We start from the raw sequence: 18,774 nt of genomic DNA, 5'->3' as shown, positions 1-18,774 counted from the left end.
GTGGCATCTGCGCTGTTATTCACCGTGGTACTCCTCAAGGGTGCGTGGCCCGAACGCGTCGGGAATCACTTCGTCAATTGTTTTGATGCCCGACACCGTTTCGAGCAGCATGCCGTCGGCTGAGTGCTCAAAGAGAAGTTGGCGGCAGCGGCCACACGGCATCAGGGCATTGCCCTTTCCGTCGACGCAGGTGAAGGCAACAAGTTTGCCGCCACCGGTCATGTGCAGCGATGACACTAGCGCGCACTCAGCACACAGCGTAAGGCCGTAGGAGGCGTTTTCTACGTTTGCACCCGAAATGACCCGGCCGTCGTCGACAATTGCGGCGACGCCAACCGGGAACTTCGAATAGGGAACGTAGGCGTGAGTGATGGCGTCTGTGGCGACGAGCCTCAGCGCATCCCAGTCGATTGATTGCGGCTCGATCGTCATGACGTTACCCCTTTATATACGGTGTTCCGGATGCTGCTGGCGGCCGAGACTTGCCGACCAAACCGGCGACAGCAATGATCGTTACGACGTAGGGCAGCATGAGCATGAACTCGCTCGGAACCGGCGAGCCAACAACGCTCAACGCGTTCTGCAGGTTGCTGGCGAACCCGAACAATAGCGCGGCGAGGGTTGCTTTGATCGGATCCCAGCGGCCGAAGATCACCGCGGCGAGAGCAATAAAGCCGGCACCCGCGGTGACGTCTTTACCGAACTGACCGGTCTGGCTGAGCGTGATGAACGCTCCACCCAATCCAGCAATTGCACCGGCGAGAGCGACGTTCCAGAAACGAGTGAGCTTCACGTTGATGCCGACGGTGTCAGCAGCCTTGGGGTGCTCGCCCACGGCACGCAGGCGGAGCCCCCAGCGGGTGCGGTACAGCGCAAACGCAACCACCGCCACGATTACGTAGAGCAGGTACACGATAAAGGTCTGCTTGAAGAAAACTGGCCCGATGAGTGGAATGCCGCTCAGGATCGGAATCGCGATCACCGAAAAACCTTCGGGGTTGTTGAGCTGTTCTGGGCTCTCGGTAAGCCACTGCGAGTAAAGGAATCCGGTGAGACCGGAGACCAGCACGTTGATGACGACACCGACGATGATCTGGTTTACGAGGTACTTGATCGCAAACACCGAGAGCAAGAACGACACGAGCATTCCGGCGACAGCAGCGGCAAGCAGCCCGACGAACGGCGATGACGTGATGGTTCCTACTACTGCCGATACAAAAGCTCCGGCAAGCAACTGCGCTTCAATGGCGATGTTGACAACACCGGCGCGCTCAGAAATAACTCCACCCAACGCTCCGAATACGAGCGGCACCGCCAAGACAAGTGCGCCAGCAAAAAGTTCAGGAACTCGCAGCGTCTCGTCGGCGGCAGCCCAGGTGAGGAATCCGGCGAGAGCAACCACGGCACCGAGAATCGGAATCCACGTCGGTACGGTGCGATTCTGAGAAATCACAAAGGCAGAGCCGACCGCGATGAGCGCCATCACAATGGTGACGATCACACCGGTTGCCAGTGCGGGCAACTGGATAACCGGCAAGCGAAACAGATCGGTGCTCGTCGACAGGTCGAACCCGGTCGGTGCGTCTTCAGCGAAGCCGATAAACAGCACGCCCGAGATGAGAGATACAAGCGCGAACGCGATGGGCAGTTTCCAGCTGCGACGCTGAATCTTCGAATCTGTTCGACCCGGTCCCTCAGATGTCTTGGTGACAGTCATTAGCCAACCACCTTCTTTGCACGAGCGCCGGGTTGCGGCAGACGGAACACAGCGCGCACGAGCGGTGGCGCAGCAATAAAGAGAACAATCAGTGATTGAACTACCAGAACGATGTCAATCGGGATGCTCTGGGAAGCCTGCATAGTAAAGCCACCCGCCTTGAACGCGCCGAACAGGACTCCAGCGGCAAACGTGCCCCAGGGAGTTGACCGGCCAAGGAGCGCAACGGTGATCGCGTCGAAGCCGATTCCGGCATCCACACCAGAAGTGAAACCACTGGTTGTTGTGCCAAGAACTTCGGTGCTGGCGGCGAGACCTGCATAACCGCCGGCGATCAGCATCACGTAGACGTAGAGGCGCTCTACCTTAATCCCGGCGACCCGTGCCGCGTGCGGGTTGAGGCCCACCGCGCGGAACTTGAAACCAAGGCTTGAACGGTCAACCAACCACCAGGCGAGCACGGTTGCCGCGATAACAACGATAAAACCCCAGTGAAGTTTGAAGGCGTCGCCAAAAATGGGCGGCAAAACTGCCGTGTCTGCTGCCGGCGGCGTCTTCGGGTTACTGGAGCCAGGATTCTTGAGGAGATCGGTGCGGAGCAAAAAGCTAATTAGGTAGTAGGCGACGTAGTTGAGCATGATCGTCACGATCACCTCGTGCGCGCCTGTGCGCGCTTTCAGCACACCGGCTATTGCGCCCCACAGTGCTCCACCGATGATTCCCATAGTGACGGCAACGATGACGTGCAACACGATGGGTAGGTCCCATGCGAAGCTCGCGTAACCAGCAAATGCCGCGCCGACGATGATCTGTCCACGGCCACCGATATTGAATAGCCCTACACGGAACGCGATTGCTACGCCCAAGCCAGCAGCAATCAGCGGAGTCGCGAACACTAGGGTCTGCGTCAACGGCTTAATGGCCGATACGAAGTCATCGCGACGGTAGTCGTAGATTGATCCCTGAAACAGAGCCAAGTACGCGCCGCCAACGGCACTGCCGATCGCCGCGAACAAATCGCCCGGGCGAGCGAAGAAGTACCCGGCCGCATCCTGCACATCAGAATCGGTCAGCGCAATGAGCACACCACCGATCAGGATGGCGAGAACAACAGCGAGTAACGAGAGCAGCGCATTGCCGGAGGCGATTTCGCGGAACGCATTCGTCCACCGTGCGGTGTCCTGGCTGTTTTCCGAGCTCTCGGCACCCTCCGTAAGAGCCGCCTCCTCAGACTTCTGGCCTTTGGGCTTTTGGGGTGTGGGCTCACTCATGCCGCCTCCTCCGTAACGCGTTCGCCAGCCATCATGAGGCCGAGCTGTTCACGGGGAGTGTCCGCCGGAACGATTCCAACAATCTGACCCTTGTACATGACCGCAATACGGTCAGCCAGGGAAGAAACTTCATCGAGCTCAGTCGACACCACGATCACGGGTACACCGCGATCACGCACGCCAACGATTTGCTCGTGAACAAACTCAATCGAACCAACGTCGAGGCCCCGCGTGGGCTGCGAAACGACCAACAACGAGAGCTCGCGGCTCAATTCTCGCGCCAAGACAACCTTCTGCTGGTTGCCGCCCGACAGCTGGGAGACACTCTCGTGGATTCCCTGGGCGCGAATGTCAAACGACTCAAGTTTTTCGTCAGAAAATTCGTTGAGAACGTCAGTCTGTAGCGTGCCGTACTTCACGAAAGGTGCACCGTCGCTGCGGTCAAGCATGAGGTTCTCGGCAATACTGAAACCACCAATAAGCCCGTCGAGCGTCCGGTCTTCTGGAACATAACCGACGCCCTCATCCAATATCTGACGTGCGCTGAGCCCCAAAAGCTCTTTGCCGTTCAAAGTAATCGAACCGGAGGTACGGTCCTGCAACCCCAGGAGAGCCTTAGCAAGCTCAGTCTGCCCGTTGCCTTGCACCCCGGCGATCGCGAGGATCTCGCCGCCCTGCACTGTCACGCTCAGATCTTTCACGGCGCGGTTGCCAAAATCATCGGCAATCGACAGCGATTCGATGATGAGGGCATTGTCGGTGAGCTGAGCCGGAGCCTTGTCAATCGTGAGGTCAACCGCCCGACCCACCATGAGCGAAGCAAGTTCCTCCTTGTTTGCGCTGGGGTCGGCCTCACCCACAACCTTGCCGAGGCGGATGACCGTAATGCGGTCAGCGACTTCGCGCACTTCACGCAGCTTGTGCGTGATGAAAACAATGGAGGTTCCCTCTGACTTGAGTTGGCGCATGATGGCCATAAACTCGTCAGTCTCCTGGGGTGTGAGCACAGCGGTGGGCTCATCGAAAACGAGCACCTTTGCTTCGCGGGAGAGCGCCTTCACGATTTCTACCCGCTGCTGAACGCCGACCGGCAGATCCTCGACGAGCGCGTCGGGATCGATGTCGAAACCGAATCGCGAGGAGATTTCTCGCACCAAGGTGCGAGCGGCTTCCAAGTTCAGAAGACCGGGACCGTAAACCTCTTCGTGGCCGAGCGCGACATTCTCGGCGACCGTGAACACGGGGATCAGCATGAAGTGTTGGTGAACCATGCCGATGCCGGAACGCATCGCGTCACCAGGGCCTGCAAAGTGGCGAACCTCGTCATCGATGAGGATGTCGCCCTCTTCCGCCTGGTACAGACCGTAGAGCACATTCATCAACGTTGACTTGCCCGCGCCGTTCTCACCAAGGAGGCAGTGAATCTCGCCCTCTTCGACCGTGAGATTAATATTGTCATTCGCGATTAGGTCACCGAAGCGCTTGGTAATACCTCGCAACTCAAGCTTCACGATCTCTCCTCAGTGCTGTCACGGCGTCATCGCCGTCGTTGGGTTTCACAAGAATAGCCTCAGATGACTATTCCAGAACGAAGGGGGCTGACCCTCAGGCCAGCCCCCTTCAGCTCTGACTAACTAGTTAAGGTACGACTTCACGGGGATGTCACCCGAAATGATGCCGTCCTTTACGGTGACGAGCTCTGCCGCGAGGCCGCCGTCAACCTTTGACTCGAAGTCGTGGAACGGCGCAATACCGACTCCACCGTTTTCGAGCGTTCCTACGTACGGGGTGGTGTCGAACGTTCCCTCAGCCGCATTGTTCACGACGTCTGCAACAGCAACCTTGATCTGCTTGAGGATCGAGGTGAGGAACAAGTCCGCTGCTGCGGTCTCGGTCTCGGTAAGGTCTGCGTCTACGCCGATCATGGCGATGTCTTTACCGGAGTCGCGAATTGCCTCAACCGCGCTCTGGAAGATAGGGCCACCAACAGGCAGCAGTACATCTGCACCCTGGTCGATCAGGTTCTGAGCGGCTGCACGTGAGTCGGTGCCGGGAGCGAAGCTACCGATGAACGTTCCATCCTGTGCTGCCTGGTCCCAACCACGGACCGTGACTGACGCTCCCTTTTCGGAGTTGTAGTAGTCAACGCCCTGAGCTGCGCCATCCATGAAGATGGAAACGGTGGGGAAGTTCATCCCGCCGTACATTCCGACAACACCAGCCTTGGAGTAGCTCGCTGCTGCGTAACCTGCGAGGAATGCTGCACCCGCGGTGTCGAACAGGATCGGCTTGATGTTATCTGCATCTGTTTCGCCGTTGAAGTCGTTGTCTGCCGCGTCGTCGACGATAGCGAAATTGACGTCGGGGTTTGCGATAGCAAACTCAACCGTCGCTGCCGACAGGTTGAATCCGACCGTAACGATCAAGTCGCAACCCTCAGCAATGAGGCTCTCAATGTTCGGTGCGTAGTCTGCATCGCTCGTCGACTCAACGGTGAGGAATTCAACGCCGAGGTCATTAGCTGCTGACTCAAGCCCTTCATAACCGAGCTGGTTGAACGACTTGTCATCGAACCCGCCCGAGTCGGAAACCATGCAGGGAAGGAAATCGAGCGTTTCGCCGCCCGCAGTTCCGCCGGTCTCGTCGGGTGCTGCTGCGCAACCGGCGAGTACGAGTGCGCTCGTTGCAACGAGCGCCATGCCGCTGAGTGCGCGGCCGTGAGTGCTGATTCTCAAGGTGTCCTCCAAGATGCTGTTCGACAGAAATTGTCGAAACATAATGCCCCTACGCTACCGAAGAATCCGAGAAATGATTGTGCGAATATGAGCGCTGAAGCCGAAAGGTTACAAACGCGAAATCACGCCGTCACAGCACGTCGTTTCGTCCAGAGATTTTTAGAGCATCCACCACAGATTTTACGCGCTGAGCGTTCGCCGTTGTCGTAACCAGCAAGGCGTCGGGAGTATCGACAACTACGATGTCGTTTACCCCAATTAGGGAGATAAGCCGGTCAGTTTGGCTAATCACTACTCCGGTGGATTTGTCGGCAAGCACACGGGCATTTTCGCCGAGGATCGCGAGGTCAGATTTGCGCCCACCAGAGTGCAACTTAGCGATCGATGCAAAGTCGCCAACGTCATCCCAATCAAAGTCGCCAGGCACGACAACCAGGCGTCCCTCCGCGGCAGCAGGTTCGGCAACGGTGTAATCAATCGCGATCTTGGTGAGGTGCGGCCAGACTCGGTCGACGACGGCACCGCGTTCCGGGGTGTCCCAGACTTCTGCCAGTTCTGTGAGGCCCGCAAGGAGCTCTGGTTCTGCTCTGCCCAGTTGTTCAAGCAGCACGTCTGCCCGGGAAATGAACATTCCGCCGTTCCAGAGGTAGTCGCCGCTGGCCAGGTACTTCTGGGCCGTCTCAAAATCAGGCTTCTCAACGAAAGACTCTACGGAGACGGCGCTCGGAGCACCGTCAATCTCAATGGGGCGACCGCAGTGGATATAACCGAATCCGATCGCTGGTTCAGACGGTGTGATTCCGATGGCGGCGATGAATCCAGCGTTGGCCACCGCAATTGACTCGCGAACGCTGCGGCGGAATCCACGGATGTCCCGAATCACATGGTCCGCCGCAAACGATCCGATCACCACGTTGGGGTCGCGCTTGAGCAGGATCGCTGCAGCAAGCCCGATCGCGGCCGAGGAATCTTTCGGCTCGCTCTCGAGCACCACGTTGGGGTCGCTGAGTTCGGGAAGTTGTCTTTCGACGGCCGCGCGATGCGCTCGCCCGGTGACAACCATAATTCGGTCTGCACCGGAGATCGGAACCAGACGATCCCAGGTGTCGCGAAGCAGCGTCTGGCCTGACCCAGTGAGGTCGTGCAAAAACTTGGGGGCATCTGCCCGCGATAGCGGCCACAACCGCGATCCGATACCACCGGCAGGGATCACGCTGTAGAAATTGTCAAACGGGGCCTGAAGTTGGCTCATAACTCCACCTTAGACTTCGGCGCCCGACCTGAGACTTCAGCGCCCGTTAACTCGCCGGATATCTGCACCTCCTAGCGTGAGCACACGACAACCGATTGAGGTGCTGAATTTGCGGGTCGCCATTGTTAGCGAAAGCTTCCTCCCTACTGTCAATGGCGTAACCAATAGCGTGCTTAAAGTGCTCGACCATTTGAGCGCTGAGGGCCATGAGGCGTTTATTATCTGCCCGTCAGCGGGAGCACCCACAACGTATGCGGGATTCACCGTGCACTCGGTTCCGGCTCTGGCCTATCGCCAATTTCCCGTTGGGCTCCCCAACCCTCAAGTGCACAAACTGATTGCTGACTTTCGCCCCGAGATAGTTCATGCGGCTGCTCCCTTCCTTTTGGGCGCCCAAGCAATTTCCTCAGCCAACCGACTGGGTATTCCCGCGGTGGCGATCTTCCAAACGGATGTCGCTGGCTACGCCCGCCGCAATCGTCTGGGCCCGGCGACGAAACTCGCGTGGCGCATCGTGCGCTGGATCCACGACGGTGCCCAACTCACTCTCGCTCCCTCAACAACGGCCATGTTCGATCTGCGAGCGATCGGTCTCACCAAGCTCGAGCGTTGGGGTCGCGGAGTCGACCTCACCCTGTATCACCCGAGCAAGAAACTGACCCCGGCGGCGGTAAAGCTGCGAAAGCGGCTGGCACCCAACGGTGAAGTGGTGGTCGGCTACGTCGGTCGCATCGCCCCCGAGAAACAGGTGGAGCGCTTGCGAGCCCTCCACGGCCTCAGCGGCGTGCGCGTCGCCATAGTGGGTGACGGCCCATCTGTTCCCAATGTGAGGAGGGCGCTTGCCGGCATCCCCGTTACCTGGTTGGGAAAGTTGGGCGGCGAAGAGTTGGCCACTGCCTACGCTGCTTTCGACATTTTTGTGCACACCGGAACGGAAGAGACTTTCGGCCAGACGCTTCAGGAAGCTCACTCCGCTGGGCTTCCCGTCGTAGCACCGCGCGCAGGTGGCCCGATCGATCTCGTTGTTCACGGTACGAACGGTTTCCTCTTTGAGGCAGACAACGAGCGTCAACTTCGCGCCTTCGTTGAGGCCCTTGCCATTGATCCGGAGTTGCGTGCTCGTATGGGCGAAGCTGGACGGCGAAGGGTGCTCGGCAAATCGTGGGGTGGTGTGTGCGCGCAACTGATCGCACACTATGAGGCAACGATCGCGGGGGCTGTTGCCCCCGCGACCCGGTAGGCGTTGGCGTAGGCGCGACTCCGTCGAAAGTTTCTGCACTCTGGTCGGCGCCAGCCCGTTAACTTTCCGAGAATTCGCGAAAACATCCCCGAATACGGGCTATTTAGCGTGAGGTGGAAAGCGGGGCACCGTGAGCAGGAATAGACTGGGGAGGTCCGCCTGTGCGGACACTCATCGGTCGCGGTGGACGCGACCCCACACCGCAAGGAGGGTCCTCGTGCCAGAGAAGTCGGCGAGTAACCTAGTGGCGGAGCCGAAGTCTCCCCCGAAGATTAGCTCCCCCAAAAGACCAGCTGGCACCCTCTACCGGGGCAACGAAGGCATGTGGTCGTGGGTGCTCCACCGTATTACCGGTGTTGCCATCTACTTCTTCCTCCTCGTGCACATTCTTGACACCGCTCTTATCCGAGTGAGTCCTGAGGCCTACAACGTCGTCATCGAGTCCTACAAGACGCCCTTGATGGGTCTCGGTGAGATCGCGCTCGTCGCGGCCATCGGTTTCCATGCTGTCAACGGTTTGCGCATCATCCTGATCGACTTTTGGGCATTCGGCGCAAAACATCAGCGCGCCATGTTCTGGGTTGTCATCGGCATCTGGCTGGTACTGCTCGCCGGATTCGTCCCCCGCCACCTAATGCACGTCTTCGGAGGTTGAGCATGAGTCTCATCGAAGCCCCCCGCACCCCCACCCGTGGCCGCCGCACCGGCGGAGTCAACTGGGAAAAATGGGGATGGATCTACATGCGCGCGTCCGGCGTTGTACTCGTGGTTCTCATCTTTGGCCACCTCTTCGTCAATCTCTTCACCGGTGAAGGCGTCAAAGCTATCGACTTCGCCTTCGTCGGCGGAAAGCTTTCCGACCCGTTCTGGCAGGTCTGGGACGGCCTCATGCTGTGGCTCGCACTGATCCACGGCGGCAACGGAATGCGCACGCTCGTCAACGACTACGCATCCAACCCCACAGTGCGCAAAGTCCTTTTGAACGGTATCGCCACCTCCACGGCGATCCTGATTCTTTTGGGAACCCTGGTGATCACCACCTTCGATCCCTGCCCCGCCGGAGCTGACCCAGCTCTACTCGCCAGCATCTGTGAGGGACGCTAATTGTCTACGATTAATACCGGCGATATCGCCGACGGAACCATCATCGATGGAGTCCACTACCACCAGTTCGACATTGTGATCGTGGGCGCCGGCGGCGCCGGTATGCGCGCCGCGATTGAAGCGGGGCCGCACGCGAAGACCGCAGTCATCTCCAAGCTCTACCCGACGCGCTCGCACACCGGTGCAGCTCAAGGCGGTATGGCTGCGGCGTTGGCAAACGTCGAAGATGATAACTGGGAATGGCACACCTACGACACCGTCAAGGGTGGCGACTACCTGGTTGACCAAGATGCTGCCGAGATCCTCGCCAAAGAAGCAATCGATGCGGTTATCGACCTCGAAAACATGGGTCTGCCATTCAACCGGACCGAAGACGGCAAGATCGACCAGCGTCGTTTCGGTGGCCACACTCGTGAGCACGGCAAGGCACCGGTTCGCCGCGCCTGCTACGCCGCCGACCGCACCGGTCACATGATCCTTCAGACGCTGTACCAAAACTGCGTCAAGCTCGGCATCAACTTCTTCAACGAGTTCTATGTACTCGACCTGGTAATGACTGAAGTTGACGGCGTCGAACAGCCATCCGGTGTTGTCGCGTACGAACTCTCCACGGGTGAACTGCACGTGTTCCAGTCGAAGGCGACCATCTTCGCCACCGGCGGATTCGGCAAGATCTTCAAGACAACATCCAACGCCCACACCCTCACCGGTGACGGTGTCGGAATCATCTGGCGCAAGGGCCTGCCCCTTGAAGACATGGAATTCTTCCAATTCCACCCCACCGGTTTGGCTGGCCTCGGCATCCTGCTCTCCGAAGCTGCTCGAGGCGAAGGCGCGATCCTGCGCAACGCCGAGGGGGAACGTTTCATGGAGCGTTACACGCCAACGCTGAAAGACCTCGCACCGCGCGACATTGTTGCGCGCTCAATGGCAACCGAGATTCGAGAAGGCCGTGGAGCTGGTCCTGACAAGGACTACCTGTACCTCGACATCACCCACCTTGAGCCTGCTGTGATCGACGAGAAGCTGCCAGACATCACCGAGTTCGCTCGCACCTATCTGGGCGTCGAGCCGTACACCGAGCCTGTTCCCGTGCTGCCCACCGCGCACTACGCCATGGGCGGCATCCCGACCAACGTCGAAGCTGAAGTGCTTCGCAACAACACGGATGTCGTCAAAGGCCTCTACGCTGCCGGCGAGTGCGCGTGCGTGTCTGTTCACGGTTCCAACCGCCTGGGAACGAACTCGTTGCTCGACATCAACGTCTTCGGAAAGCGCGCCGGAAAGTCGGCCGTCAAATATGTGGAGACCGCCGAGTTTGTGCCGCTGCCCGAGAACCCGGCAGGTGGCGTGAAGCGCATTCTCGATATAGTTCGCGCCGGAGATGGCACCGAACGTATCGCCGTGATCCGCAAAGAATTGCAAGACTCCATGGATCGCAACGCACAGATTTTCCGAACGGATGAAAGCCTCGAAGAGGTCACGACCCTCATCCAGAAACTGCGCGCACGTTACAAGAACATTCAGCTCCACGACAAGGGCAAGCGGTTCAACACCGATCTGCTTGAGGCTGTGGAGCTGGGCTTCCTGCTCGACCTCGCTGAAGTACTCGTATTCTCGGCACGGTCGCGCAAAGAGAGCCGTGGTGGCCACATGCGTGAGGACTACCCCGATCGAGACGACGAGAACTTCCTCGTGCACACGATGGCGTACCTCACGGGCGACCCAGAATCAGAAGAGGCGGGTGATCACATCCGGCTCGACTGGAAGCCGGTTGTGATCACGAATTACCCGCCGATGGAGAGAAAGTACTAATGAGCACTGCCGTCGCTGACAAGAAGCCTGCCGTACCAGAGGTCATCCCGACCTTCACGGTAACGCTGATCATCCGCCGTTTCGACCCTGAGGTCGACGAGGAGCCGCGCTGGGAAGATTTTGACGTAGAGGTCCACGCGACCGACCGCGTTCTCGATGCCCTGCACAAGATCAAGTGGGAGATGGATGGGTCTCTGACCTTCCGTCGCTCGTGCGCCCACGGAGTCTGCGGTTCGGATGCAATGCGCATCAACGGCCGCAACCGCCTGGCCTGCAAGACGCTGATCAAGGACCTCGACATCACCAAGCCGATCTACGTTGAAGCCATCAAGGGCCTCCCCTTGGAGAAGGACTTGATCGTAGACATGGAACCGTTCTTCGACTCCTACAAGGAGATCAACCCGTTCCTGATGGCTGGCGCCACCAAGGGCGGCAAGGAGCGCAAGCAGAGCCCCGTTGAGCGCGCACGCTTCGATGACACCACCAAGTGCATCCTGTGCGCCGCGTGCACATCGAGCTGCCCCGTGTTCTGGACCGATGGACAGTACTTTGGCCCAGCCGCAATCGTCAACGCACACCGCTTCATCTTCGACTCGCGCGACGAAGGATCACAGGTTCGCCTCGACATCCTCAACGACAAAGAGGGCGTGTGGCGTTGCCGCACAACCTTCAACTGTACCGATGCCTGCCCTCGTGGCATCCAGGTCACGCAGGCAATTGCCGAAGTGAAGCAGGCAATCATTAAGGGACACGCGTAACCGCACACCCTGCACGACATGAGATCGGCCCTGTCCCTACCTTCGTAGCGGCAGGGCCGATCTTTATTAGGGCCGATCTTTATTAGGGCCGATCTTTATTAGGGCCGGTTCTTGTTGTGGATGAGCGGCGTACTCTAGAGCGCATGACGACACTAAAGGCGCTCTACATCAATACAACGCTCAAGCGTTCGCCTGAGCTCAGCAACACTGGCGGGCTTATCGACCGCAGCCGCCACGTAATGGAAAGCGCCGGAGTTTCCACGCAGGTTATTCGCGCGGTCGACCACAACATCGCTCCCGGCGTGTACCCCGATATGCGTGAGCATGGGTGGGACGATGATGCCTGGCCCGAGCTCTGGCCACTCGTCAAAGATGCCGATATCCTCATCGTGGCCGGGCCAATCTGGCTCGGCGATCAATCTTCTGAATCACGAAAAATCATCGAGCGTCTTTACGCCCACAGCGGCCAGACCAACGACAAAGGCCAATACGTGTTCTACGGAAAGGTCGGCGGGGCGCTCGTCACCGGAAATGAGGACGGCGTGAAGCACGTCGCATCCAACATTCTGTACAGTCTGCAGCATGTCGGTTACACGATTGCACCGCAGGCCGATGCTGGCTGGATCGGTGAAGCTGGGCCGGGGCCCAGCTACCTCGACGAGGGTTCAGGTGGCCCGGAGAATGACTTCACCAACCGCAACACGACATTCATGGCGCACAATCTCATCCACTTGGCCACCATGCTGAACGCCAATGGCGGGATCCCTGCCGAAGGCAACGTGCCCGCCGAATGGAAAGATGGCAAACGTTTCGGGTTCGATCAGAACCCTGAGTACCGCTAGCCAGCGTGGGCGGCCGCTTCGCGGGCTGTGGGACCCGTGGTCGCGTTGATGGCCGCTGCTGCTCGCGCTTTGGCCTGCTCGAGGGTTACTGTCTTGAGCTCGGCACGCACATCGGCGAGCGCCTGAGGCGTCATTGAGAGGCTAGTAACGCCCAAGCCGACCAGCACAACGGCCAGCTGGGGGTCAGCCGCGGCTTCACCGCAGACGCCGACAGGCTTGCCCGCAGCAGCACCAGCATCACCGAGCATCTTCACGAGACGGAGGACCGCGGGATGCCACGGGTCCTGAAACTTGGCCAAGGTGCCGAGCATGCGGTCCGCTGCGAGAGTGTACTGGGTGAGGTCGTTTGATCCGATGGAGACGAAGTCACTGCGCTCGGCGACCTGATCGGCGAGGACTGCGAGGGAAGGAACCTCTGCCATAACCCCGACGGTGTTGAGGCCAAGTTCGCGGCCGAGGGCAACGAAGTAGTCAGTCTCTTCAGCATCTGACACCATCGGAGCCATCACCCAGAGGTCGGCCTCGGTCGCATTTTGGGCGTTGACGAGAGCGGTGAGTTGATCGCGAAGGATATTTTCGTTGACGCGCAGTGAGCGCAGCCCACGCTGGCCGAGGGCGGGGTTGACCTCTTCGCCCATAGCCATGAAGCTCAGCGGCTTGTCTGCGCCGGCATCGAGAGCACGAACAACAACCTTCTTGCCCGGGAAGTGTTTGAGCATCTCCGTGTATTCGGCGGTCTGCTCCTCGACCGTCGGTGCTGTTGTGGCGTCGAGGAACATCAGTTCGGTGCGGAACAGTCCGACACCTTCCGCACCCAACTCAACAGCCTGGGCTGCCTCTGAGGGTGTGCCGAGGTTAGCGAGCAATGGAATGAGAGTGCCATCGGCGAGCGCACCATCGGTGATGGGGACGTTGGCTGCGGCCGCAAGTTCCGCGATGCGAGCTTCTGCGGCGGCTTGCTGCTTGTCAGAGGGATCGGTTGTGACCGTTCCGGCACCGGCATCCACAATCACCAGGGTGTCGTCGGCGAGGTCGAGAGCTTCCGCAACGCCCATGATTGCCGGGATCGCCTTCGAGCGCGCAAGAATAGCGGTGTGGCTCGTCGGGCCGCCCCGGCGGGTGACGAGCGCAAGCACCTTGTCGAGCTCGAGCAAAGCAGTGTCTGCGGGGGCGAGGTCATCGGCAACGAGAACGAATGGTTCCTCGCGCTGCGGTACGCCGGGGACAGCAACACCACGAAGGTGAGCAACAACGCGCTGACTGACATCACTGAGGTCGGTGGCACGCTCGGCCATCATTCCGCCAAGGGAAATCAACATCTCCTTGAATTGACCGAACGCCTCGAAGACGGCGCGCTCCGCGGTCTTGCCGGCATCAATAATTTCGTTGACGCTCTCAAGAACGGAGGGGTCTTCAGCCATGAGGGCTGTGGCTGACAGCACCTCGTTGGCTTCGGCATCCGCCGTCTGCGCCCGCCCGCGAAGATCGGCAGCCACAAATGTTAGAGCTGACGCTGCGGCCTCTTTCTCTGCAGCGACGTCGCCAGAGTGGTGCGCATCTTTCGGTTCAGGAAGTGGATCGGGCATGCGCACGACCTTCCCAATGGCAACTGATCGTCCAACCCCAACACCCTGAAGTTCCATGTGATGTGATCCTCTCTTCTGCGTTATGCACAGTCAGCCTAGCTATTCTTAAGGGATGCAGCTTGCTCAACGACTGAAACCAGCCATCGATCGGGTGATGGGGCTTCGCCCGGTGCGAGTGTTTCTGCACTATGCCGACAAGCTCGGCCTAGTGCTAGCTTTTGGGCTCTCGTACCAGGCCATCTTTGCCGTATTCGCTGCGCTCTGGGTCGCCTTCGCCGTTGCCGGACTCGTAGTGCAGGGCGATCCAGCATTGCTCAATGCCGTCTACAACTTCATCTCAACGAACGTTCCGGGACTGATCGGTGACGGAAGCGGCAACGGTGCGATCACACGCGAAACTCTTGCAGACTCACAGGTGTTGGGCATCACCGGTGTGATCGCCGCAGTCGGTTTGGCTTTCACTGCGCTGGGCTGGATCGCCTCTGGTCGCAGTGCTATCCGTTCGATGTTCGGGCTCGATAATTCAGAAACCAACTTTCTGGTGCTGAAACTGAAAGATGCCGGACTTGCTATTGGCTTCGGGCTCGCCGTGATTGCGTCAGCAGCACTCTCGGTGGGAAGCACTGCTGCCCTCAACTGGGTGCTCGACCTCGTTTCCATCAACGAAGATTCTCTAGCTGCGCGAACGGCAACCCAAATTGTTGCGGTGATCATTGTGTTCGTTCTCGACGCCGCAACTCTTGGGGTGTTCTACCGGGTGATCTCGGGAATCAAGATTCCGTTTAAGCTGCTCGCGCAGGGAACCATCATCGCCGCAATCGCACTCGGCGCCCTTAAGTTCGGCGGAAGCTTCCTGCTCGACGGGGCAACCCGCAACCCACTACTCGCGTCATTTGCGGTGATTATCGGTCTACTCATTTGGTTCAACCTGATCTGCCAGATCATCCTGATCGGCGCAGCGTGGATTGCAGTTTCCGCCGACGACGCCGATGTCGAGATCAGCGGTGATAAGCGCGACCCGGATGCTCCGCGTGCAGTTAAGGAACAGGAACCCGCTGACGGGGCCGACACTGGTGAACAACGCGCGACCGATCGTGAGCGTGAGAGCGAGAATTCCGACGACGATGCCAATGGCAACGGGTTCATGCGCGCGTTCAAGCGCCTGTTCACGCGCACGAATAAGAAGTAGGCCACGTGACGAAACTTTCGTCACGTGACGCTCGATAGTCTGTAAGCATGGCAACACGTCTTCGCATCGCATCCGTCAACGTCAATGGTGTCCGCGCCGCCTACCGCAAAGGCATGGGCGAGTGGTTGGATGCCCGTGACATCGACATTCTCGCGCTGCAAGAGGTGCGCGCCGCCGACGCAGACGTCGAAGGGCTGCTGGGCGATGGCTGGAACATCCTGCATGATGCCGCGACCGCGAAGGGCCGCGCGGGGGTCGCGCTGGCTTCGCGCAAGGGGTCTTCGGCATCCGCTCCTCTGGCTCACCGGGTTGCGCTCGGTGCCGATGATTTCGACAGTGCTGGGCGGTGGCTCGAAGCCGACTTCGATGTTGACGGCACGACCGTCACCGTCGTGAGCACCTACGTGCACTCTGGCGTTGTTGACACTCCTAAGCAGGTCGAGAAGTACAAGTTCTTAGAGGCCATGCTCGTGCGCCTGCCCGAACTTGCCGCCCACAGCGACCACGCCCTCATCGTCGGTGACCTGAACGTTGGCCATCGCGAACTCGATATCAAGAACTGGCGTGGCAACCGCAAAAAGGCTGGCTTCCTGTTCGAAGAGCGTGCGTACTTCGATCGCATCTTTGGAGCGGCCGGCGAGACCATCGAATGCGTTGACGGCACGACCGGCCCCGGTCTTGGCTGGGCGGATGTCGGCCGCCAGTTCGCTGGCGAAATCGACGGCCCGTACACCTGGTGGTCGCAGCGCGGTCAAGCTTTTGACACTGACACCGGCTGGCGCATCGACTACCACGTCGCCACCCCCGGCCTTGCCGCTGCCGTTGCGGATTACCACATCGACAAAGCGGGAGCCTGGGATGAGCGTTGGAGCGATCACGCCCCGGTCGTTGTCGACTATTCCATCTGAAAGAATTAGCCTATGAGCACCACTCCTCGCCTGTTTTCAGGCATGCAGCCGTCTGCCGACTCGCTCCACGTGGGCAACTACGTTGGCGCACTCATGCAGTGGCGCCAAATGCAGCAAAACTACGACGCTGTTTTCTGTGTCGTTGACCTGCACGCCATCACCGTGCCGCAAGAACCCGGACTGCTGCGCCAACAAACCCGTCGCACCGCGGCCCAGTACATTGCTGGCGGCATCGACCCTGAACACTCTGTGCTCTTCGTGCAGTCGCAGGTGCCCGCCCACGCCGAACTCGCCTGGGTGCTGAACACCATCACCGGGTTCGGTGAGGCATCGCGCATGACCCAGTTCAAAGACAAGTCTGCCAAGCAGGGCAACGACGCCGCCTCTGTTGGCCTCTTCACTTATCCCGTGCTGATGGCTGCCGACATCCTGCTCTATGACACCGCGGTTGTGCCGGTCGGTGAAGATCAGCGTCAGCACATCGAGCTCACGCGCGACCTTGCCGCCCGTTTCAACTCCCGCTTCGGTGACACTTTCGTGATTCCCGAACCCCAAATTCAGAAGGCCACCGCCAAAATTTACGACCTGCAGAACCCCGAATCGAAGATGAGCAAGTCGGCGGCGACGGATGCGGGAGTGCTGTGGTTGCTCGACGAACCCTCTAAGACGGCAAAGAAAATCAAATCTGCTGTAACGGATGCCGACCGCGAGATTCGTTTCGATACGGCAGCAAAGCCGGGCATCTCGAATCTGCTCACGCTGCACTCCACGTTCAGCGGGACATCCATTGCCGACCTTGAAGCGCAATTCGAGGGCAAAGGATACGGAGACCTCAAAAAAGAGGTAGCCGAGGTTGTGACCGAAGAGTTCGCCCCCGTGCGCGCCCGTACGCTCGAACTGCTCGATGACCCCGCTGAACTCGACCGCATGCTGAGCAAGAACGCTGAACGCGCCAGTGAGATGGCCGAAGCCACTCTCGCTCGCGCCTACGACCGAATCGGCTTCCTGCCGCGGGTGCGCTGATGCAGATTTTTACTCTCACCAGCGAACGACTCACTCTCGACGCCCTCACCGCCGCCGACATTGAGCTGATGACCGCCCACTGTCAGGACCCCATTTTTGAGCACACGCTGACGATCCCGTGGCCATACGCAAAGTCAGATGCCGAGTTCTTCATCAACAATCTGGTGCCGCAGTGGTGGGACGACGATGACGAATATACGTGGGCGATCCGCAAAACCGGCACGACCGAGCTGCTCGGCGTGATCGGCTTTCGCGTCTACAACGACACCATCGGCTACTGGATGGGTGCACCCTTCCGCGGCAAAGGCTTCATGAAAGAGGCCGCTGCTGAGGTCACGCGCTGGGTCTTCTCCACTGGCCGCCCCGAAGTGCGCTGGGAAGCACTCGTCGGTAATGAGGCGTCCGCCGCCATCGCCAAAAGCCTCGGCTTCGTCTACACCGGCGTCGAACCCTCGTCGAGCGAGTACCGCGGTGGTACTCATCCGCCTGCCTGGTGGGCGACCCTCACCGCGCCCGGCGAGAACCCCAGCTATGAGGCCGAATCTGGTGAGCCGTGGCCCATCTAGCCCCCTCCGAGAGGGCCGCATGAGCATCACCGTTGCACTGTTTGACCTCGACGATACCCTCCTCGCACATCGTGCAGCAGTCGACTCAGGGATTCGCAACTACCGTCGCGTGCTCGGCTCTGCCTTCGCTGACGGCCCCACCGATTTCACCGAAAGCGTGCGCTGGACCGCACTTGAGGAGTTTCACTACCACCGCTACCTCAGCGGAGAAGTGAACTTCGAAGGGCAACGACAAGCCCGTGCCCGAGGTTTTGTTGAACCCTACGGCGTGACTCTCACAGATACCGAAGCCACTCGCTGGTTTGACACCTATTTCGAGAGCTACCGCGCAGCCTGGCGCCTCCACGACGATGCCCTCGCGTGCCTTGACACACTGCATGCTCGGTCCCCCGCTGTTCGCATCGGGATCATCACGAATGGCGAACCCGAATTTCAGACCGCCAAGATCACCGCCGTCGACCTCGCCGACCGCGTCAACCATGTGGTCGCTAGCGGCGCATTCGGTCACACCAAACCCGATCCCCGAATCTTTCACCACGCCTGCGAACTCTTTGGCGTCGACCCAGCAGACGCAATCTACGTCGGCGACCGCTTAACGACGGATGCGCTGGGCGCCGCAAACGCTGGCCTCACCGGGGTGTGGCTCGACCGCGAGCGCAGCGCAACCACCGCCCAACTCGACGAAGCTCGCGGTGCTGGCGTGACCGTCATCCAGTCGCTTGATGAACTTGAGGCAATTCTCGACTGACGCCGCGTCAAAAACCGCAA

The 18,774-nt window shown here is 59.5% G+C and carries 18 protein-coding genes; 11 read left to right on the top strand and 7 right to left on the bottom strand.

Annotation, left to right across the window (positions count from 1 at the left end; genetic code table 11):
* Positions 1–15 precede the first annotated feature (15 nt).
* The 6 genes from AADH44_RS02855 to AADH44_RS02830 all read right to left on the bottom strand — a co-directional run bounded on the left by AADH44_RS02855 (position 16) and on the right by AADH44_RS02830 (position 6,975).
* Entirely contained in the window at positions 16–432 is a 417-nt protein-coding gene (locus AADH44_RS02855) for a cytidine deaminase (RefSeq protein ID WP_341953983.1), read from the bottom strand.
* Positions 433–436: 4 nt separating this feature from the next.
* A complete protein-coding gene (locus AADH44_RS02850) occupies positions 437–1,717 on the bottom strand; it encodes an ABC transporter permease (protein WP_341953982.1) in 1,281 nt (426 codons plus the stop codon).
* Positions 1,717–2,988, bottom strand: coding sequence for an ABC transporter permease (locus tag AADH44_RS02845; protein WP_341953980.1), 1,272 nt, complete (start codon positions 2,986–2,988; stop codon positions 1,717–1,719). Before AADH44_RS02845 ends, AADH44_RS02850 begins: the two co-directional genes overlap by 1 nt.
* Complete coding sequence (locus AADH44_RS02840; protein WP_341953978.1) at positions 2,985–4,499, bottom strand: ABC transporter ATP-binding protein; 1,515 nt, start codon at positions 4,497–4,499, stop codon at positions 2,985–2,987. Before AADH44_RS02840 ends, AADH44_RS02845 begins: the two co-directional genes overlap by 4 nt.
* 123 nt (positions 4,500–4,622) lie before the next feature.
* Entirely contained in the window at positions 4,623–5,723 is a 1,101-nt protein-coding gene (locus AADH44_RS02835; RefSeq protein WP_341953976.1) for a BMP family ABC transporter substrate-binding protein, read from the bottom strand.
* 130 nt (positions 5,724–5,853) lie between these two features.
* Complete coding sequence (locus AADH44_RS02830) at positions 5,854–6,975, bottom strand: mannose-1-phosphate guanylyltransferase (RefSeq protein ID WP_341953974.1); 1,122 nt, start codon at positions 6,973–6,975, stop codon at positions 5,854–5,856.
* Between the two features lie 109 nt (positions 6,976–7,084).
* Between AADH44_RS02830 and AADH44_RS02825 the strand changes: the two genes are divergently transcribed.
* The 6 genes from AADH44_RS02825 (at position 7,085) to AADH44_RS02800 (ending at position 12,734) form a co-directional block, all read left to right on the top strand.
* Positions 7,085–8,215 carry a glycosyltransferase family 1 protein gene (locus tag AADH44_RS02825; protein ID WP_341954893.1) on the top strand — a complete coding sequence of 377 codons (1,131 nt, stop codon included), beginning with the start codon at positions 7,085–7,087 and terminating at the stop codon, positions 8,213–8,215.
* A 217-nt stretch (positions 8,216–8,432) separates the two neighbouring features.
* A complete protein-coding gene (sdhC, locus tag AADH44_RS02820; RefSeq protein ID WP_341953972.1) occupies positions 8,433–8,870 on the top strand; it encodes a succinate dehydrogenase, cytochrome b556 subunit in 438 nt (145 codons plus the stop codon).
* Positions 8,871–8,872: 2 nt separating this feature from the next.
* Positions 8,873–9,319 carry a succinate dehydrogenase hydrophobic membrane anchor subunit gene (locus AADH44_RS02815; protein ID WP_341953970.1) on the top strand — a complete coding sequence of 149 codons (447 nt, stop codon included), beginning with the start codon at positions 8,873–8,875 and terminating at the stop codon, positions 9,317–9,319.
* Entirely contained in the window at positions 9,320–11,134 is a 1,815-nt protein-coding gene (sdhA, locus tag AADH44_RS02810; RefSeq protein WP_341953968.1) for a succinate dehydrogenase flavoprotein subunit, read from the top strand. It begins immediately after the preceding gene.
* Positions 11,134–11,892, top strand: coding sequence for a succinate dehydrogenase iron-sulfur subunit (locus AADH44_RS02805; protein ID WP_341953966.1), 759 nt, complete (start codon positions 11,134–11,136; stop codon positions 11,890–11,892). The genes sdhA and AADH44_RS02805 overlap by 1 nt, the downstream gene beginning before the upstream one ends.
* 143 nt (positions 11,893–12,035) lie before the next feature.
* The gene (locus AADH44_RS02800; RefSeq protein ID WP_341953964.1) at positions 12,036–12,734 is read left to right on the top strand and encodes a flavodoxin family protein; all 699 of its coding nucleotides are present in this window, start codon (positions 12,036–12,038) and stop codon (positions 12,732–12,734) included.
* On the opposite strand, the gene ptsP is transcribed toward AADH44_RS02800, so the two are convergent.
* The gene (gene ptsP / locus AADH44_RS02795; RefSeq protein ID WP_341953962.1) at positions 12,731–14,377 is read right to left on the bottom strand and encodes a phosphoenolpyruvate--protein phosphotransferase; all 1,647 of its coding nucleotides are present in this window, start codon (positions 14,375–14,377) and stop codon (positions 12,731–12,733) included. The two genes, AADH44_RS02800 and ptsP, sit on opposite strands and share 4 nt — an antisense overlap.
* Before the next feature lie 55 nt (positions 14,378–14,432).
* Here ptsP and AADH44_RS02790 point away from each other — a divergent pair, with 55 nt between their 5' ends.
* Genes AADH44_RS02790 through AADH44_RS02770 form a run of 5 tightly spaced genes read left to right on the top strand, consistent with a single transcriptional unit; the run spans position 14,433 to position 18,754 of the window.
* Complete coding sequence (locus AADH44_RS02790; RefSeq protein WP_341953960.1) at positions 14,433–15,509, top strand: YihY/virulence factor BrkB family protein; 1,077 nt, start codon at positions 14,433–14,435, stop codon at positions 15,507–15,509.
* Between the two features lie 47 nt (positions 15,510–15,556).
* Entirely contained in the window at positions 15,557–16,417 is an 861-nt protein-coding gene (locus AADH44_RS02785; protein ID WP_341953959.1) for an exodeoxyribonuclease III, read from the top strand.
* A gap of 12 nt (positions 16,418–16,429) precedes the next feature.
* On the top strand, positions 16,430–17,440 hold the full coding sequence (gene trpS, locus AADH44_RS02780) for a tryptophan--tRNA ligase (protein ID WP_341953957.1): 1,011 nt from the start codon (positions 16,430–16,432) through the stop codon (positions 17,438–17,440).
* Complete coding sequence (locus tag AADH44_RS02775) at positions 17,440–18,006, top strand: GNAT family N-acetyltransferase (protein WP_341953955.1); 567 nt, start codon at positions 17,440–17,442, stop codon at positions 18,004–18,006. The genes trpS and AADH44_RS02775 overlap by 1 nt, the downstream gene beginning before the upstream one ends.
* A 19-nt stretch (positions 18,007–18,025) precedes the next feature.
* Entirely contained in the window at positions 18,026–18,754 is a 729-nt protein-coding gene (locus AADH44_RS02770; protein WP_341953953.1) for an HAD family hydrolase, read from the top strand.
* Positions 18,755–18,774: the final 20 nt, after the last annotated feature.

The organism is Salinibacterium sp. TMP30 (genome assembly GCF_038397785.1).
In the GTDB taxonomy this organism is placed as follows: Bacteria; Actinomycetota; Actinomycetes; order Actinomycetales; family Microbacteriaceae; genus Rhodoglobus.
The sequence above is the reverse complement of the archived record's forward strand: the minus strand, read 5'-3'. Positions and strand labels throughout refer to the sequence as shown.

Bases quoted from the DNA above. Each gene is read 5' to 3' on its own strand.
- AADH44_RS02855 (WP_341953983.1), bottom strand. From the start codon at position 432: ATGACGATCGAGCCGCAATCAATCGACTGGGATGCGCTGAGGCTCGTC.
- AADH44_RS02850 (WP_341953982.1), bottom strand. From the start codon at position 1,717: ATGACTGTCACCAAGACATCTGAGGGACCGGGTCGAACAGATTCGAAG.
- AADH44_RS02845 (WP_341953980.1), bottom strand. From the start codon at position 2,988: ATGAGTGAGCCCACACCCCAAAAGCCCAAAGGCCAGAAGTCTGAGGAG.
- AADH44_RS02830 (WP_341953974.1), bottom strand. From the start codon at position 6,975: ATGAGCCAACTTCAGGCCCCGTTTGACAATTTCTACAGCGTGATCCCT.
- AADH44_RS02815 (WP_341953970.1), top strand. From the start codon at position 8,873: ATGAGTCTCATCGAAGCCCCCCGCACCCCCACCCGTGGCCGCCGCACC.
- AADH44_RS02805 (WP_341953966.1), top strand. From the start codon at position 11,134: ATGAGCACTGCCGTCGCTGACAAGAAGCCTGCCGTACCAGAGGTCATC.
- AADH44_RS02800 (WP_341953964.1), top strand. From the start codon at position 12,036: ATGACGACACTAAAGGCGCTCTACATCAATACAACGCTCAAGCGTTCG.
- ptsP (WP_341953962.1), bottom strand. From the start codon at position 14,377: ATGGAACTTCAGGGTGTTGGGGTTGGACGATCAGTTGCCATTGGGAAG.
- AADH44_RS02790 (WP_341953960.1), top strand. From the start codon at position 14,433: ATGCAGCTTGCTCAACGACTGAAACCAGCCATCGATCGGGTGATGGGG.
- AADH44_RS02785 (WP_341953959.1), top strand. From the start codon at position 15,557: ATGGCAACACGTCTTCGCATCGCATCCGTCAACGTCAATGGTGTCCGC.
- trpS (WP_341953957.1), top strand. From the start codon at position 16,430: ATGAGCACCACTCCTCGCCTGTTTTCAGGCATGCAGCCGTCTGCCGAC.
- AADH44_RS02775 (WP_341953955.1), top strand. From the start codon at position 17,440: ATGCAGATTTTTACTCTCACCAGCGAACGACTCACTCTCGACGCCCTC.
- AADH44_RS02770 (WP_341953953.1), top strand. From the start codon at position 18,026: ATGAGCATCACCGTTGCACTGTTTGACCTCGACGATACCCTCCTCGCA.